17 protein-coding genes are annotated in these 14,101 nt (G+C 73.9%); 8 read left to right on the top strand and 9 right to left on the bottom strand.

Annotated elements, in window-relative coordinates:
• Positions 1-14: 14 nt before the first annotated feature.
• Positions 15-542, bottom strand: coding sequence for a hypothetical protein (locus KBY90_RS02410; RefSeq protein WP_254966811.1), 528 nt, complete (start codon positions 540-542; stop codon positions 15-17).
• Between the two features lie 21 nt (positions 543-563).
• Between KBY90_RS02410 and KBY90_RS02405 the strand changes: the two genes are divergently transcribed.
• The gene (locus KBY90_RS02405) at positions 564-1,700 is read left to right on the top strand and encodes a cysteine desulfurase family protein (RefSeq protein ID WP_254966810.1); all 1,137 of its coding nucleotides are present in this window, start codon (positions 564-566) and stop codon (positions 1,698-1,700) included.
• A gap of 37 nt (positions 1,701-1,737) precedes the next feature.
• On the opposite strand, the gene KBY90_RS02400 is transcribed toward KBY90_RS02405, so the two are convergent.
• Positions 1,738-2,289: a DUF456 family protein gene (locus KBY90_RS02400; RefSeq protein WP_254966809.1), complete on the bottom strand. Its 552-nt coding sequence runs from the start codon at positions 2,287-2,289 to the stop codon at positions 1,738-1,740.
• A gap of 13 nt (positions 2,290-2,302) precedes the next feature.
• Positions 2,303-3,253: a 16S rRNA (cytosine(1402)-N(4))-methyltransferase RsmH gene (gene rsmH, locus KBY90_RS02395; protein WP_254966808.1), complete on the bottom strand. Its 951-nt coding sequence runs from the start codon at positions 3,251-3,253 to the stop codon at positions 2,303-2,305.
• 60 nt (positions 3,254-3,313) lie between these two features.
• Here rsmH and KBY90_RS02390 point away from each other — a divergent pair, with 60 nt between their 5' ends.
• Genes KBY90_RS02390 through KBY90_RS02375 form a run of 4 tightly spaced genes read left to right on the top strand, consistent with a single transcriptional unit; the run spans position 3,314 to position 5,602 of the window.
• Positions 3,314-3,583 (top strand): type II toxin-antitoxin system VapB family antitoxin, encoded by a 270-nt coding sequence (locus KBY90_RS02390; RefSeq protein WP_254966807.1) that lies wholly within the window; start codon positions 3,314-3,316, stop codon positions 3,581-3,583.
• A 5-nt stretch (positions 3,584-3,588) separates the two neighbouring features.
• Positions 3,589-3,984, top strand: a complete 396-nt coding sequence (locus KBY90_RS02385) for a type II toxin-antitoxin system VapC family toxin (RefSeq protein WP_254966806.1) — start codon at positions 3,589-3,591, stop codon at positions 3,982-3,984.
• A gap of 35 nt (positions 3,985-4,019) precedes the next feature.
• Positions 4,020-5,204 carry an NAD(P)H-quinone oxidoreductase subunit H gene (locus KBY90_RS02380; RefSeq protein ID WP_254966805.1) on the top strand — a complete coding sequence of 395 codons (1,185 nt, stop codon included), beginning with the start codon at positions 4,020-4,022 and terminating at the stop codon, positions 5,202-5,204.
• A gap of 8 nt (positions 5,205-5,212) precedes the next feature.
• A complete protein-coding gene (locus KBY90_RS02375) occupies positions 5,213-5,602 on the top strand; it encodes a DUF2752 domain-containing protein (RefSeq protein WP_396122501.1) in 390 nt (129 codons plus the stop codon).
• Here the strand turns inward: KBY90_RS02375 and KBY90_RS02370 are convergent.
• Positions 5,599-6,285, bottom strand: a complete 687-nt coding sequence (locus KBY90_RS02370; RefSeq protein WP_254966804.1) for a hypothetical protein — start codon at positions 6,283-6,285, stop codon at positions 5,599-5,601. The two genes, KBY90_RS02375 and KBY90_RS02370, sit on opposite strands and share 4 nt — an antisense overlap.
• A gap of 52 nt (positions 6,286-6,337) precedes the next feature.
• Here KBY90_RS02370 and KBY90_RS02365 point away from each other — a divergent pair, with 52 nt between their 5' ends.
• Entirely contained in the window at positions 6,338-6,802 is a 465-nt protein-coding gene (locus tag KBY90_RS02365; protein ID WP_254966803.1) for a thioesterase family protein, read from the top strand.
• A 248-nt stretch (positions 6,803-7,050) separates the two neighbouring features.
• On the opposite strand, the gene KBY90_RS02360 is transcribed toward KBY90_RS02365, so the two are convergent.
• Genes KBY90_RS02360 through menA form a run of 4 tightly spaced genes read right to left on the bottom strand, consistent with a single transcriptional unit; the run spans position 7,051 to position 10,609 of the window.
• Positions 7,051-7,329: a TM2 domain-containing protein gene (locus KBY90_RS02360; RefSeq protein WP_254966801.1), complete on the bottom strand. Its 279-nt coding sequence runs from the start codon at positions 7,327-7,329 to the stop codon at positions 7,051-7,053.
• The gene (locus KBY90_RS02355; RefSeq protein WP_254966800.1) at positions 7,310-8,578 is read right to left on the bottom strand and encodes an AMP-binding protein; all 1,269 of its coding nucleotides are present in this window, start codon (positions 8,576-8,578) and stop codon (positions 7,310-7,312) included. Before KBY90_RS02355 ends, KBY90_RS02360 begins: the two co-directional genes overlap by 20 nt.
• Positions 8,575-9,633, bottom strand: a complete 1,059-nt coding sequence (locus KBY90_RS02350; protein WP_254966799.1) for an enolase C-terminal domain-like protein — start codon at positions 9,631-9,633, stop codon at positions 8,575-8,577. Before KBY90_RS02350 ends, KBY90_RS02355 begins: the two co-directional genes overlap by 4 nt.
• Before the next feature lie 4 nt (positions 9,634-9,637).
• The gene (gene menA / locus KBY90_RS02345) at positions 9,638-10,609 is read right to left on the bottom strand and encodes a 2-carboxy-1,4-naphthoquinone phytyltransferase (RefSeq protein ID WP_254966797.1); all 972 of its coding nucleotides are present in this window, start codon (positions 10,607-10,609) and stop codon (positions 9,638-9,640) included.
• Between the two features lie 89 nt (positions 10,610-10,698).
• Between menA and KBY90_RS02340 the strand changes: the two genes are divergently transcribed.
• Both KBY90_RS02340 and KBY90_RS02335 read left to right on the top strand, forming a co-directional pair.
• Complete coding sequence (locus tag KBY90_RS02340) at positions 10,699-12,150, top strand: isochorismate synthase MenF (protein ID WP_254966935.1); 1,452 nt, start codon at positions 10,699-10,701, stop codon at positions 12,148-12,150.
• Between the two features lie 18 nt (positions 12,151-12,168).
• On the top strand, positions 12,169-13,140 hold the full coding sequence (locus tag KBY90_RS02335; protein ID WP_254966796.1) for an ion transporter: 972 nt from the start codon (positions 12,169-12,171) through the stop codon (positions 13,138-13,140).
• On the opposite strand, the gene gshB is transcribed toward KBY90_RS02335, so the two are convergent.
• The gene (gene gshB / locus KBY90_RS02330) at positions 13,110-14,099 is read right to left on the bottom strand and encodes a glutathione synthase (protein WP_254966795.1); all 990 of its coding nucleotides are present in this window, start codon (positions 14,097-14,099) and stop codon (positions 13,110-13,112) included. The two genes, KBY90_RS02335 and gshB, sit on opposite strands and share 31 nt — an antisense overlap.
• Between the last annotated feature and the right edge of the window lie 2 nt (positions 14,100-14,101).

Genomic DNA, 14,101 nt, shown 5'->3' with positions numbered 1-14,101 from the left:
CAGTCTGCAGAGCCTCAGCGGGCCCGTCCAGGCAGCACCTGCTCGGATTCACGCAGCTCGCCGCTGTAGCCCAGCTGGCGCGCCAGGGCGGCGAGGGTGGCGGGATCCCTGCCGGCCTGCTCGGGGTGGCACACGGCCCACCACACCAGGTGGTCGATGCGGTTGGCTGGGGTGACCGCTCCGCCGGGGTTGAGCTCGCGCACCACCCAGCGGTCGCCCACCCGGGTCATGCGCATCGGCGCCCGCGGCGAGCAGCCCACGGTGTCGGTGGTGAGCAGCACCTCGTGCACGAGCTGGCGCCAGAGCTGGGCGCGGCGCAGGTCGGGGTTCGCCGGGTCTGGCTGCACCCCATACACCCCCAGCACCTGCGGACCCTTGGGGGTGGGCCGCTCGTCGAGCACCACCAGCCCCGGCGGCCGCTCCGGCGGCGCCGTGCGCGCCAGCAGCGCTGCCGGAGCGGCCAGCGGCGCCAGAGCCACGGCGGACGGAGCGAGCAGCACCGGCAGCAGCCGGCGCCAGGGCAGCGGGGGGCTTGTCAGCATGGGCCGCAGGCATCCACCGCCATGCTCGCCTACCTCGACCACCAGGCCAGCACCCCCTGCGATCCGGCGGTGCTGGCGGCGATGGCGCCCTGGTGGAGCGAGCACTGCGCCAACCCCTCCAGCCGCGGCCACCGCCCCGGCCTCACCGCCGCCGCCGCCGTGGAGCGGGCCCGCGGCCAGGTGGCGGCGGCCCTGGGTGCCGAGCCGGGCTGGGTGGTGTTCACCAGCGGCGCCACCGAGGCCAACAACCTGGCCCTCAAGGGGGTGGCCGAGGCGGCGCTGGAGCGCGGGCAGCCGCGCCGGACCCTGGTGAGCGTGACCACGGAACACCGGGCGCTGCTGGATCCGCTGCGCTACCTGGAGCGCCACGGCTTCCCGCTGCGCCTGCTGCCGGTGGACGGCGGCGGCCTGCTGGATCCAGCCGCGCTGGAGGCCGCCCTCACGCCGGATGTGCTGCTGGTGAGCGTGATGGCGGCCAACAACGAGATCGGCGTGCTGCAGCCGCTGGCGGCGATCGCCCGCCTCTGCCGCAGCCGCGGCGTGCCGCTGCACGTGGACGCCGCCCAGGCCGCCGGCCACATCCCCCTGGCGATGGCCGAGCTGGGGGTGGATCTGCTCAGCCTCAGCGGCCACAAGCTCTACGGGCCCAAGGGGGTGGGGGCGCTGCTGGTGCGGCCGGGCGTGGCAGTGGCCGCCCAGATCCACGGCGGCGGCCAGGAGGAGGGGCGGCGGGCCGGCACCGTGGCGGTGCCGCTGGTGGTGGGGCTGGGCGAGGCCCTGGAGCGGGCCGTGGCCGACCGGGAGGCGCGCGCGGCCCGGCTCGGCGCCCTGCGCGATCAGCTCCGGGGGGGGCTGGAGGCGATCGGCGGCATCAGCGTGACCGGCGCCATGGCGCCACGGCTGGCCCACAACCTCAACGTGACGGTGGCCGGCGTGGATGGCGCCGCCCTGCACCGACTGCTGCGCCGCTCGATCGCCGTGAGCAGCGGCTCGGCCTGCAGCCAGGGCTCGCCCTCCCACGTGCTGGCGGCCCTGGGGCGCAGCCGCGCCGAGGCCGCCGCCTCGATCCGCTTCGGGCTGGGGCGCGGCACCACCGGCGCCGACATCGAGCGGGCGATCGCGGCAGTGGCGGCGGCGGTGCGCGAGCTGCGGGGCTGAAGACCCCGGCCCGTGAGGCGGCCGGTCTGCAGCCAGGTCAGCCCCCCAGGGTGGTGAGCAGCACGAAACCAACGGCTCCCACCAGGGCCAGCAGGGCCTGGGCCACCTTGCTCACCAGCATCCCGGCCACCACCGCCAGCCCCACCACCAGCGAACGGCGCAGCCGCAGCAGGCCCAGGGGCCCCAGGGCGGAGGGGGCGGTGAGCAGCTCGCCGACGCTGGCACCCAGCAGCGGGCCCGCCACCGCCCCCAGCAGCGGTCCGCCGAAGGGCAGGGCCGGCAGCAGGCCCAGCAACCCCACCAGCAGGCCGAGGCCGGCGCCGATGTAGGCCCAGCGGGTGGCCTGCAGCCGCGCCGGACCGAGCACCAGCCCCAGCGCGTCGGCGCCCCAGCCCAGGGCCAGCAGCACGCAGGCCAGGGCGAAGGCGGGCCAGCCGGCGCTCCAGCCCACGGCCCACAGCCACAGCCCCGCCCCCACCGGCAGCAGGGCCAGGCCGGGCAGCAGCGGCAGCAGGGAACCGGGGATCGCCAGCAGCTGGATCAGCAGCGCGATCCACCAGATCAGATCCAGCCCCATCAGTCCGCCCATCGCGCCCCCTCCGTCATGGCCGCCGCCGGGCGATGCGCAGGCGGGCGCTGCGGCTGCGGGGGTTGGCCCCGGCCTCCGCGGGCGTGGCCTGGATCGCCTTGCGGGTGATGCGCTCCAGCCGCGGGTCGCTCAGAAAGGCCGTCTTCACGCGCCGGTCCTCGAGGGAATGGAAGCTGATGATCGCCAGCAGACCGCCCGGCAGCAGCCAGTCTGGGGCCTCCGCCAGCAGGCGATCGAGGGCCCCCAGCTCGTCGTTGACGGCGATGCGCAGGGCCTGGAAGGTCCGGGTGGCCGGGTGGATGCGGCCCCGGCGCGCCGCCGGCGGGTAGCAGCCGGCCACCACATAGGCCAGCTCGGCGGTGTCGCGGCGGGCTGGGGATCCCACGGGACCCGGATCCCCCCAGGGTCCCTGCTCCTTGATCCGGCGGGCGATGCGCCGCGACAGCCGCTCCTCGCCATAGGCGTAGATCAGATCGGCCAGCTCGGTTTCCTCCAGCCGGTCGATCAGCGCGCCGGCGGTCTCGCCCCGCTCGGGGTTCATGCGCATGTCGAGCGGGCCGGGCAGCCGGAAGCTGAACCCCCGCTCCGCCACATCCAGTTGCGGACTGCTCACCCCCAGGTCGGCCAGCACCGCCACGGCCGGCTCGGCCGGCGTGTAGGCGGCGAAGTTGGTGGGCACGATCGCGGCGCGATCGCCGAAGGGGGCGAGGCGCTCGGCGGCGGCGGCACGGGCGCTCGGGTCCTGATCCAGCCCCACCACGCGCAGGCCCGGATGGGCCTGCAGCAGCAGCCCGCTGTGGCCGCCGCCGCCGAGGGTGCAGTCGATCAGCGTGCCGCCGCCACCGGGCCGCGCCGCCAGCAGCTCGGCCAACGGCGCCAGGCCGGCCAGCACGGCATCGGCCAGCACGGGCACATGGTCGAAGACCTCTGCAGGGGTGGCGGCTTGGGTGGTGGCATCGGCCATGGAGCCATCCTCAACCCGCACCGCACGGTAGAATCGGTTTGCTTTTCTACCCTGGGGTCCATGGGCATGAACATCAAGGACCCCGAGGTCCACGCCATGGCCCGGGAGCTGGCGGCTCGTCGCTCCACCACGGTGACCGACGCAGTGCGCCAGGCCCTGCGGGCCGAGCTGGAGCGCTCTGGCCCAGACCCCGCTGAACAGGAGGTCAGCGCCAGGAAAGCGGCGCTGCTGGAGCTGCTCCAGCGTTACAAGCGGCTGCGGTGGCCCGACCAGCGCAGCAGCGCCGAGCTCCAGGCCGAGCTCTACGACGACGACGGCCTGCCGGTGTGACGGCGATGGTGATCGACAGCTCGGCCCTGCTGGCGATTCTCAAGGTGGAACCTGAGGCCCTCCCATTCGTGGACTGTCTCAGGCAACCAGTCGCCAAGCGGATCTCAACAGCCACCCTGCTGGAGACCCGGATCGTGGTGGAGCGGCAACTGGGCGAGGCGGGCCAGGGCGAGCTGGATCTGTTGCTGAGCCGGGCTGACATCACCCCCATGGCGCTGGAGGAACTGCACGTGCACTGGGCCCTTGCCGGCTGGCGGCGCTACGGCAAGGGGCGCCACCCTGCGGGGCTCAACCTGGGCGACTGCTTCAGCTATGGCCTGGCCAAGGCCCTCAACGCCCCTCTCTTGTTCAAGGGCGGCGACTTCGCCGCCACGGACGTTGCGCCGGCCCTGCCTACCTAAGATCGGCACCAACGCCTGAAGCCCTCGGCCCCCCCATGACGCAGCTGGAGACGCGCACGGAGCCGATGGTGGTCAACTTCGGCCCCCATCACCCCTCGATGCACGGGGTGCTGCGGCTGGTGGTGACCCTCGACGGCGAGGACGTGGTGGACTGCGAGCCGGTGATCGGCTACCTGCACCGCGGCATGGAGAAGATCGCCGAGAACCGCACGAACGTGATGTTCGTGCCCTACGTGAGCCGCATGGACTACGCGGCCGGCATGTTCTACGAGGCGATCGTGGTGAATGCCCCCGAGCGGCTGGCCGATGTACCGGTGCCGAAGCGCGCCAGCTACATCCGCGTGCTGATGCTGGAGCTCAACCGCATCGCCAACCACCTGCTCTGGCTCGGCCCCTTCCTGGCGGACGTGGGCGCCCAGACACCGTTCTTCTACATCTTCCGCGAGCGGGAGATGATCTACGACCTGTGGGAGGCAGCCACCGGTCAGCGGCTGATCAACAACAACTACTTCCGCATCGGCGGGGTGGCGGCCGACCTGCCCTACGGCTGGCTGGAGAAGTGCCTCGACTTCTGCGACTGGTTCGGGCCCAAGATCGACGAATACGAGAAGCTGATCACCAACAACCCGATCTTCCGCAAGCGGATCGAGGGGCTGGGCACGATCACCCGCGAGCAGGCGATCAACTGGAGCCTGTCGGGCCCGATGCTGCGCGCCTCCGGCGTGCCTTGGGACCTGCGCAAGGTTGATCACTACGAGTGCTACGACGACTTCGACTGGGATGTGGCCTGGGACCAGGAGGGCGACTGCTACGCCCGCTACCGGGTGCGCATTCAGGAGATGCGGGAGTCGCTGAAGATCCTCAAGCAGGCCTGCCAGATGATCCCCGGCGGGCCCACCGAGAATCTGGAAGCCCGCCGCCTGGCCGAGGGCAAGGGCAGCGAATTCGCCGGCTTCGACTATCAGTACGTGGCCAAGAAAGTGGCCCCCACCTTCAAGATCCCCGAAGGCGAGCTCTACACCCGCCTGGAATCGGGCAAGGGCGAGATCGGCGTGTTCATCCAGGGCAACAACGACGTCACCCCCTGGCGCTTCAAGATCCGCGCCGCCGATCAGAACAACCTGCAGATCCTGCCCCACATCCTCAAGGGGCACAAGGTGGCCGACATCATGGCGATCCTCGGCTCGATCGACGTGATCATGGGCTCCGTGGACCGCTGAGCCGGTTCCTGCGTCGCCTCCAGCACGCGGGCTTCCTGCTGCCCGCCGCCCTCACCGGCTACCTCTGGCTCAAGGGGGCCCACCCGGCCCTGCCCGGTTGGCCCTGTCCGCTGCGGGCTCTCACGGGAATGCCCTGCCCCACCTGCTTCCTCACCCGGGCCACGAGCCTGGCCCTGCGCGGCGACCTGACCGGTTCGCTGCAGTGGCATGGCTTCGGGCCGCTGGCGGCGGCGACTCTGGTGGGCTGGTCGGTGCTGGCGGTGCGGCAGCGGCGCCTGATGCCCCGGGAGCTGCCGGCCTGGCCGCTGGCGGCGGCGGCCGTGGGTCTGGTGGGCTACTGGGGCCTGCGGGTGGTGCTGCGCCAGAGCCTGGGCTGGGCCACCTTTCCCGAGCCCTAGCGCAGCAGGCCGTAGTGGTAGGCGGCGTTCTGCAGGAAGAAGCCGCTCACCGGCACCGCCAGCAGGGCCCCGGCGCCGCAGGTGCACACCGACACCACCAGCACCACCAGCCAGGTGAGCAATTCGATGCCCACAAAGGTGCGCCCGTTCGGTGTGCCGTAGCAGGCGGCGAAGGCGGCGGTGAAGCAGTCCTGGATCGGCCGCTCGCCGGTGAAGATCAGGTTCACGTACACCGGGGTCACCAGGGCGACGGCGATGCCGGGCAGCACGCAGAGGAGGATCCCGGCCGCGGTGGCGAGGGTGAACAGCAGCCCGGCGAGCAGATAGCGCCAGGGGCGGGCCAGCAGCACCGCGAAGGCCTCGCGCACGGTGATCACGGCGCCGGTGGCGTAGTGCAGCGCCGGCACGGCCGTGAGCAGCACCCCCACCAGGCTGGAGAGCAGGGAGAAGGGAAGCTGTCCCAGCTGGCCGAACAGGGAGGCGGCGGCGGTGGCCTCCTCACTGGCGGACTCCCAGCCGGAGAAGCCCAGCGCGCCGAAGGCGATCAGGAGGTACGCCGCCGCGCCCAGGACACTGATCACGGCCGTGGCCACCCACACCAGCAGGATCGTGGGCACGTGGGCCAGAAAGGCCTCCCAGCTGCGGCTGACGCTGGGAGATTCGTAGGCGGCTGGGGCGGCCAAGGAGGAGAGGGCGGTTTCCGCGCATGGTGCCAGAGGTGGGAGCATGGCGCCCATGGACCCCTCCAGCTGGCTGCAGCTCAAGCGCACGGTGCGCTTCGGCGACACGGACGCCGCCGGGGTGGTGCACTTTCCCCGGGTGCTGCACTGGTGCCACGAGGCCTACGAGCAGAGCCTGGAGCGCTTCGGCATCGCCGCCGCCGAGGTGTTTCCCACCGCCGCGGCCGGCTCCTCCGCGCCGGTGCCCGCCGTGGCCCTGCCGGTGGTGCACTGCCAGGCCGACTACCGCGCCCCGCTGGTGTGCGGCGATGCCCTGCTGGTGCAGCTGGAACCCCGGCGCCTCGATCCCGGCAGCTTCGAGCTGCACGTCACCTTTCACTGCGGCGAGCGGGAAGCGGCCCGCGCCCTCAGCCGCCATCTGGCCATCGAGGCCGCCAGCCGCCGGCGCTGCCCGCTGCCCGAGCCGATAAACCGCTGGCTGGAGGCCTCAGCCCTGGGGCGGGGGGTTCAGCCGCTCTGAGGCACACCGGGCCCCAGTGGTCAGGCCCCTACGGGCGCCGGAAGACATAGAACAGTGCCGCCAGCTGCAAGGGCAGCAAGGCTGCCATCACAGCCGCCAGGGGCAGCTGGAAGCCCTGTGCAGGAGCGGCCCCCATCAGCCCGGCGCTCAGGACCGCCGCTGCCAGCAGCACCAGCTGGGACGCACGGACCCCACGGCGCAGCGAAGGCCGCCGCGCCAGCGCGACAGTCAGCGCGGGAGCACCCGGCTCAGAACCAGGACTTCTCGGCATCGAGATAGGTGGTCTCGAACTCGGCGTTGGTCTTGGTGAGATAGATGATCCCCTCGATCAGGCCGATCACGCCCATCACGAAACTGGCGACCCCGCAGGTGACCAGGCCGCCGGCGAGGGACACCACCAGCATGATGATCGCCGGCTTGGTGTAGCCGAGGATGAACTTGTGCACGCCGAAGGCGCCCAGGAAGATGCCGGTGAGACCCGCCGCCAGCTTCTTGTTGCTGATTTCGCTATCGCTGAAGGTGCTCATCGGCGCGGTGGCGGACATCGGCGTGCCCCGCTTCTAGCGACATCAGCCAGCGCTGCCAACGGCCCCGTTGCCATTTGCCCAGCGGCGAGGGCGCCAGCTCCGGACACAGCAGCCAGCGCCGCGGCCGTTCCGCCGGGGCCCAGCCGGCGCAGATCCGCTCCAGCCGGGCCTGCAACGCCGCGCCGTCGGCACCCGCCTCCGCGCGCACCAGCGCCACCAGCCGCTGCCCCCACTCGCGATCGTCCACCCCCAGCAGCAGCACAGCCCGCAGGGGCAGGTCCGCTGCCGCCGCTGCCTCGGTGAGGCGCTGCTCCAGCTGTTCCGGGAACACGGTTTCGCCGCCGCTGTGGATGGCGCCATCGAGCCGGCCCAGCAGGTCCAGCCCCTGCGGCCCCAGCCGGCCGGCGTCGCCGCTGCGCCACCAGCCCTCGCCATCCCGTGGCAGCGGCCTCAGCTGCCCAGCCTCCAGCCAGCCGGGGACGAGCCGGCCGCAGCGCAGCTCCACGGCTGCCTCGGGCCCGGAGCAGCGCAGTTCCACCCCGCTCAGGGGCGGCCCGCAGCTGGCCACACCATCCAGAAACCGCGCCGGCGACAAAGCCGTGACCATGGCGACGGTCTCGGTGGCGCCGTAGCAGGGGGCGAGCGGCAGGCCGGCGGCCCGGGCCCGGGAAGCCAGCTCCGGCGGCAGCGGCGCCCCGCCCACCCAGATCACGCTCAGCCGCCGCAACCACTGCTCGCCGGCTGGCTCCGCCATCAGGCGCTGCAGCTGGGTGGGCACCAGCGACAGCAGCACCGGCCGCCCGGCCGGCAGGGGAGCGGCCTGGGCCAGCATCGCCGGCTGCCGCATCCAGGCCGGATCCAGCCGCCGGTGCCGCGCCCCCCACTGGCGGGCCCGCAGCCAGGGCAGCAGGCCGCTCACGTGATGCGTCGGCAGGGGGTTGAGATGCACACAGGCGGCCGGGTCCAGCCCCAGCCCCTCCAGCCAGCGACCGGTGGACGCGGCCGAGGCCCGCAGATGGCCGAGGGGCAGCAGGCACCAGCGCCGGCCGGCGCCCCCGCCGCCGCGGCTGCCGCCGCTGCCCAGCACCACGCCCGGTCCCCACTGGCGCTCCAGCGCCGCCGTGCCCCCGGGACCGAGCGCCGCCGCCAGGGCCGCCTGCTCCCGGGGCTCCGGCCCAGCCAGGCCGACGATCCGCCCCCGGCGCCAGGCCTGGGCCAGCTGGGCCGTGTGCAGCAGCTCCGGATTCATGGCCCCAGCGGTCCGCTCGCGAGCCCGCTCTCCTGGCCGGCCGCCCGCCACACCCGCTCGGGATCGGCACTGCCCAGCTCGCCCCCGGCCTGCCAGCCCGGCGCCAGACCGGGGGCAGCCGGGGTGGGCCCCTCGGCCTGCAGCGCCGCCAGGTGGTGCAGCCAGCGCCGGCCGATGCCCGTCTCGAAGGCGGTGCTGAGCACCAGGTGCGGCGCGCCCCGCTCCAGGGCCGCCAGCAGCGGCCGCGGGTCGCCCTCCTGGCTGGGGCGGCGCACCTGCCAGCCGCTCCAGTGCTCGCCCAACCCGGGGTTGCGCCTCAGGGATTCGTCCAGGGCCAGGGGCAGGCGCGGGAACCGCCGCCGCAGCTCCGCCAGCCCCTCGGCATCGGCCGGATCGAGGGGCTGCTCGATCCACGCCAGCCGCGGCTCATCCTCCAGCCGGGCGGCCCAGGCGGCGGCGGTGGAGCGGTCCCAGCCGCCATTGGCATCCAGCCGCAGCCGGGCGGCGGGTGGCAGCAGCGCCAGCAGCTCCTCCAGCACCTCCCGCTCGCCCCCGTCGTCGCCGGTGGCCACCTTCCACTTGCAGGTGAACGGCAGCGGGCCTGCGGCGGGGGGCGGCGGACTGGCGGCCAGGGCCGCCGCCAGAGCGGCTGGCGCCGCCGCGCCGGCCGGCAGCAACACCGCCGGGGACGGTGCCGGCAGCCAGCGGCGGCGCGGCAGCCCGTCCAGCTCCGCCAGCGCCGCCCCCAGGGCGAAGCCGAGGGACGGCGGCAGGGCCGGCAGGCTCCGCTCCAGCCGCGGCCGCTGGTGCAGTGCCCCCAGGGCGTCGATCGCCGCGGCCAGGACTCCGACCTCCCCCTCCAGCGGTGCCGCCTCACCCCAGCCGAGGGCGCCGCCCTGATCCTCCAGGCGCAGCAGCCAGCCGCGCTTTTCGCGGATCAGCCCCCGGGCCGTGCGCAGGGGCCTGGGGAGGGGCAGGTGGAAGGGACGCCAGCAGAGCTGCAGGCCAGGTGCACCCCCGGGGGTGGCGGGCTCGCTGCCAGGCACCGCCGCCACCGGCTCAGCCCAGCCAGCGGCCCAGGGCCAGGCCCGCCGCCAGCCCCAGGCCGTTGAGGGCCTGGAAGCGCAGGGCCAGGAACTTGCTGCCGCTGATCCGCTCCGGCTCGTGGTGGTGCTGACCGAGCAGCCGGATCAGCCGGCGGGCGGGCGGCAGGCCGATCGCCCCCAGCAGGGCGGTGAGCGGCCAGCGCTGGGCATCGGGCGCCACCAGCACCGGCGCCCACTGGAACGCCAGGGTGCCGGCCACGAACCAGGGCACCAGGGCCGCCGCCACCGACGGCCCCAGGTGCACCACCGGCGAGCGCTTGCCGTTGGCGGCGTCCTCCTCCACCTGGTGGAAGTGGGAGCAGAACAGCACCAGGGTGGTGGCCAGGGCGGCGCCGCTGCCGAGCTCCAGCGCCTGCGCCCAGGGCACGGACCAGGTCAGCGAAGAGGCGGCGTCGGCCGGGGCCGTCGGCGCCAGCGCCAGCAGGCCGGCGGCGGTGGCCAGCGGCCCGAAGGCCAGCCAGCACAGCGGCTCGCCCAGACCCCGGTAGCCCAGCCGGAACGGCGGGCCCTGGTAGAGGTAGCCGAGGCCGCAGCAGGCCAGCACCAGAGCCAGCACGGCTGGGCTGCTGCGCCAGGCCACCAGGGCCATCAGCCCCAGCCCCAGGGCCAGGCAGCCGTTGGCCAGCAGCGCCACCCGGTCGCGCCGGCCGGTGAGGTTCACCACCGAATGGGGCTTGCCGTGGGTGTCCACGCCCGTGTCGGCATCGAACACGTCGTTGGCCAGGTTCTCCCAGGCCAGCAGCAGCACCGCCGCCAGCAGGAACAGCAGCAGCTGGTCCACGCGGACGGGCTCGCCGCGGCCGAAGCGCCAGCCGGCCGCCAGCAGCACCGGCATCACCGCCACGGCGTACATCGGCCACTTGATCGCCGCCTTCCAGAGCTGCCGGCGGGCGTAACGGCTTGCGACGACCTCGGGCTCTGGCATGGGGGCCGGCGGCGGCGGCCGGGGCGGTGCCCATACATTTGAGCAGCTCAACCAAGCCGCGTGGCGTGGCGACCTCCGGGGCCGAACTGATGCAGGCAGGCGGCGGCTTCGGCGGCGGCTTCGGCAGCAGCTTCTCGGTGCTGCTGGAGCAGGCCTGCGCCCAGGCCCGCCGGCTCGACGACGAGGGCGTGCTCAGCCTTGCGGTCCCCCTGGCCGGCGGCGACCCCTTCAGCCTGCTGCCCCACCTGGACGGCGAACCCTCGGGCGATCGCGGCGGCTTCCGCTTCCTCTGGGACGGCGCCCCTGGCCTGTGCATCGCCGCCAGCGGCCGCACCAACAGCCTGGAGCTGAGCGGACCGCGCCGCTTCGAGCTGGCCCAGCGCTTCGCCACCGCCGCCCTGGCCCGGCTCACCGGCGACGGCGCGGACGCGGCCCACCCCTGTCCGCGCCACGCCCGGCCCCGGCTGCTGCTGGCCTTCAGCTTCTTCGACGCGCCCCTGGAGACGGAGGACAGGAGTGTTCCCGGCGTGCAGGCCGTGCTGCCGCGCTGGCAGCTCAGCCGCCACGGCCGGCAGTGCTGGCTGCGCCTGCAGCGGCCCCTGGGCGGCGGCACAAGCGCCCGCAGCCTGGCCGAGGAGCTGTGGGAGAAGGCAAGGGATCTGGAGCGGATCGCCGCCGCGGACTCCGCGGCGGCCGGCATCGGCCTCCCCGCATCCGCCAGCCTGGCTGCCGTGATCCGGCGCTCCCGCTGGCAGGAGCGCTACCGCCAGGCCGCCGCCGAGGCCCTGGCGCTGGTGGAGGACGGCCGGCTGGAGAAGCTGGTGCTGGCGGTGCGGCAGCGCCTGCGGCTCGACCGCGCCCCGGACCCCCTGGCCCTGCTGGCGCCGCTGCGGCGGCACCAGAGCGGCAGCTGCCGCTTCCTCTGGCAGCGCGGCCACGACTCCGCCCTGCTGGGGGCCTCGCCGGAACGGCTGCTCACCGTGCGTCAGGGGCAGCTGCGCAGCGATGCCCTGGCCGGCACCGCGCCCTGCCAGCAGGGGGACGAGCTGCTGGGGTCGGCCAAGGACCGGCTCGAGCACGAGCTGGTGGTGGACACGATCATGGCCGTGCTCGGCCGGGCCGGGCTGCAGCCCAGGCGCCGCCGCCACCCGCGCCTGGCCCGCCATGGCCAGCTGGTGCACCTGCACACGCCGATCAGCGCCGCCCTGGGCGACCGCCACCCCCTGGCGATCGCGGCCGCCCTCCATCCCACGCCGGCCGTGGCGGGACTGCCGCGGCGCGAGGCGATGGGCTGGCTGCGCAGCCTGGAGCCCTTCGAGCGCGGCCACTACGCGGCGCCGATCGGCTGGATCGACAGCGCCGGCGACGCCGACCTGCGGGTGGCGATCCGCAGCGGCATCCTGCGCGGCCGCGAGCTGGAACTCACCGCCGGCGCCGGTCTCGTGCCCGGCTCGGCGGTGGAACGGGAGCTGCAGGAGGTGGCCCTGAAGCTGGGGGTGCTGCAGCAGCAGCTCAACCTGCCCGTGCCCGGCCGCTGGTGAGGGTCCGGTGAGCGCCCGGTGGCGGCCCTGATCACCCTGGCCCCCCAGCTGGTCCTGCTGCTGGCCCTGCTGGCGGTGGCCCTGCTGATGCGCCGGACGGTGGGGCGCAGGCGGCTGGAGCGGATCATCTTCGAGTCGGACACGCCGGCAGGCAAGCAGTTCGACCTGCTGCTGCTGGTGGTGATTGTGCTCAGCGTGGTGGCGGTGGCGCTGGAGAGCGAGCCCAGCCTGCAGAGCCGCCACCAGGCGGTGTTCACGCCGCTGGAATATGGCTTCTCCGGGCTGTTCAGCCTGGAATACCTGCTGCGGCTGCTCTGCAGCGAGCACCCCTGGCGCTACGCACGCAGCTACTTCGGGATCATCGACCTGCTGTCCAGCATCCCGCCGCTGCTGGGGCTTGGGGCCATCGGCGGGAAGTATTTCACCGTGATCCGGATCCTGCGACTGATGCGGGTGTTCCGGATTCTCAAGCTGGGGCTCTACATCCGCGAGGCCGAGCGGCTGAAACAGGCGCTGCTGGCCAGCCGCCGCAAGATCCTCATCTTTCTGCTGATGATGATCAACCTGGTGGTGATCATCGGCGCCCTGATGTATGTGATCGAGGGCGAGCCCGGTGGCTTCGTGAGCATTCCCACGGGCATCTACTGGGCGATCGTCACGATCACCACCGTGGGCTACGGCGATGTGGCACCGGTCACGCCCCTGGGCCGGGTGGCAGCCTCGGCCGTGATGCTGATGGGCTACAGCATCATCGCCGTGCCCACCGGCATCGTCACCGCCGAGCTGGGGCGAACCGGCAACCCATCCGGCATTCCATCCGGCAACCCACCCAGCGAGGCCTCCCGCGCCGTGGCCCAGCGCTGCCGGGCCTGCGGCGAACGGCAGCACCTGAGCGGGGCCAGCTACTGCCACCGCTGCGGGGCGGCGCTGCTGGATCCGCCGGGGGATCAGCCAGGGGATCAGGCCACCGGCAGCCGGGCGATGGCCTGATCCGCCAGGGGGATGCCGCCGAGTCGCTCCACCTCGCGGATGCCGGTGGGGCTGGTGACGTTGATCTCGCTGAGGCGGCCGTCGATCACGTCAATACCCACGAAGAACAGGCCCTCGGCCCGCAGGGCCGGCGCCAGCTCGGCGCAGATCGCCCGCTCGGCCTCGCTGAGCCCGGTGGCCTGGGGCTGGCCGCCCACCGCCAGGTTGCTCCGGAACTCATCGCCGCTGGGCACCCGGTTCACCGCCCCCAGGGGCTCGCCGTCCACCAGCAGAATGCGCTTGTCGCCGGCGCTCACGCCTGGCAGGAAGGCCTGCACCATCACCGGCAGGCTCTGCTGGGCGGTGACCAGCTCCAGCAGGGCCCCCAGGCCGGGGGTGCCGGCGGCGGCGAACACCACCCCCTGGCCGGCGCGCCCGCCCAGGGGCTTGAGCACCACCTCGCCGTGTTCGGCGGCGAAGGCCGCCAGCTCCTCGACGCGGCTGGCCACCAGGGTGGGGGCCATCAGGTGGCTCCAGCGCAGGGAGCTGAGCTTCTCGTTCCAGGCCCGCAGGGCGGCGGGGCGGTTGATCACCCGCACGCCCCGGCGCTCGGCCAGCTCCAGCAGATGGGTGGCGTAGAGGTAGGCCTCGTCCACCGGCGGGTCCTTGCGCATCCACACGTGGGCGAAGGCCTCCAGCGGCAGCAGCTCGGCCGCTCCGAGCGCATGCCAGGGCTGGGTGCGCACCGGCCGGGCCCGTACCCAGGCGCCGTGCCCCCCGGCACCAGGCGCGGCCCCGGCGGAGGGCTGGCGGGCCATCAGCGCGGCGGTGGTGCAGACCCACACCGGCCGGCCGGCGCGCTCGGCGGCCTGCATCAGGGCGACGCTGGAATCCTTGGCGGGATTGAGCCGCTCGATCGGATCGATCACGAACAGCTGGGCACCGCCGCCCGCGGGACTGTCCGCTCCGGCGCTGGCCATGC

Origin of the sequence: Cyanobium sp. CH-040, from assembly GCF_024346135.1 — a bacterium.
Taxonomy (GTDB): domain Bacteria; phylum Cyanobacteriota; class Cyanobacteriia; order PCC-6307; family Cyanobiaceae; genus NIES-981.
The sequence above is the reverse complement of the archived record's forward strand: the minus strand, read 5'-3'. Positions and strand labels throughout refer to the sequence as shown.

What these genes read in the sequence shown, in the direction of transcription:
- KBY90_RS02410 (WP_254966811.1), bottom strand. Translation starts at nt 542, where the DNA reads ATGCTGACAAGCCCCCCGCTGCCCTGGCGCCGGCTGCTGCCGGTGCTG.
- KBY90_RS02405 (WP_254966810.1), top strand. Translation starts at nt 564, where the DNA reads ATGCTCGCCTACCTCGACCACCAGGCCAGCACCCCCTGCGATCCGGCG.
- KBY90_RS02400 (WP_254966809.1), bottom strand. Translation starts at nt 2,289, where the DNA reads ATGGGCGGACTGATGGGGCTGGATCTGATCTGGTGGATCGCGCTGCTG.
- rsmH (WP_254966808.1), bottom strand. Translation starts at nt 3,253, where the DNA reads ATGGCCGATGCCACCACCCAAGCCGCCACCCCTGCAGAGGTCTTCGAC.
- KBY90_RS02390 (WP_254966807.1), top strand. Translation starts at nt 3,314, where the DNA reads ATGGGCATGAACATCAAGGACCCCGAGGTCCACGCCATGGCCCGGGAG.
- KBY90_RS02385 (WP_254966806.1), top strand. Translation starts at nt 3,589, where the DNA reads ATGGTGATCGACAGCTCGGCCCTGCTGGCGATTCTCAAGGTGGAACCT.
- KBY90_RS02380 (WP_254966805.1), top strand. Translation starts at nt 4,020, where the DNA reads ATGACGCAGCTGGAGACGCGCACGGAGCCGATGGTGGTCAACTTCGGC.
- KBY90_RS02365 (WP_254966803.1), top strand. Translation starts at nt 6,338, where the DNA reads ATGGACCCCTCCAGCTGGCTGCAGCTCAAGCGCACGGTGCGCTTCGGC.
- KBY90_RS02360 (WP_254966801.1), bottom strand. Translation starts at nt 7,329, where the DNA reads ATGAGCACCTTCAGCGATAGCGAAATCAGCAACAAGAAGCTGGCGGCG.
- KBY90_RS02355 (WP_254966800.1), bottom strand. Translation starts at nt 8,578, where the DNA reads ATGAATCCGGAGCTGCTGCACACGGCCCAGCTGGCCCAGGCCTGGCGC.
- menA (WP_254966797.1), bottom strand. Translation starts at nt 10,609, where the DNA reads ATGCCAGAGCCCGAGGTCGTCGCAAGCCGTTACGCCCGCCGGCAGCTC.
- KBY90_RS02340 (WP_254966935.1), top strand. Translation starts at nt 10,699, where the DNA reads ATGCAGGCAGGCGGCGGCTTCGGCGGCGGCTTCGGCAGCAGCTTCTCG.
- gshB (WP_254966795.1), bottom strand. Translation starts at nt 14,099, where the DNA reads ATGGCCAGCGCCGGAGCGGACAGTCCCGCGGGCGGCGGTGCCCAGCTG.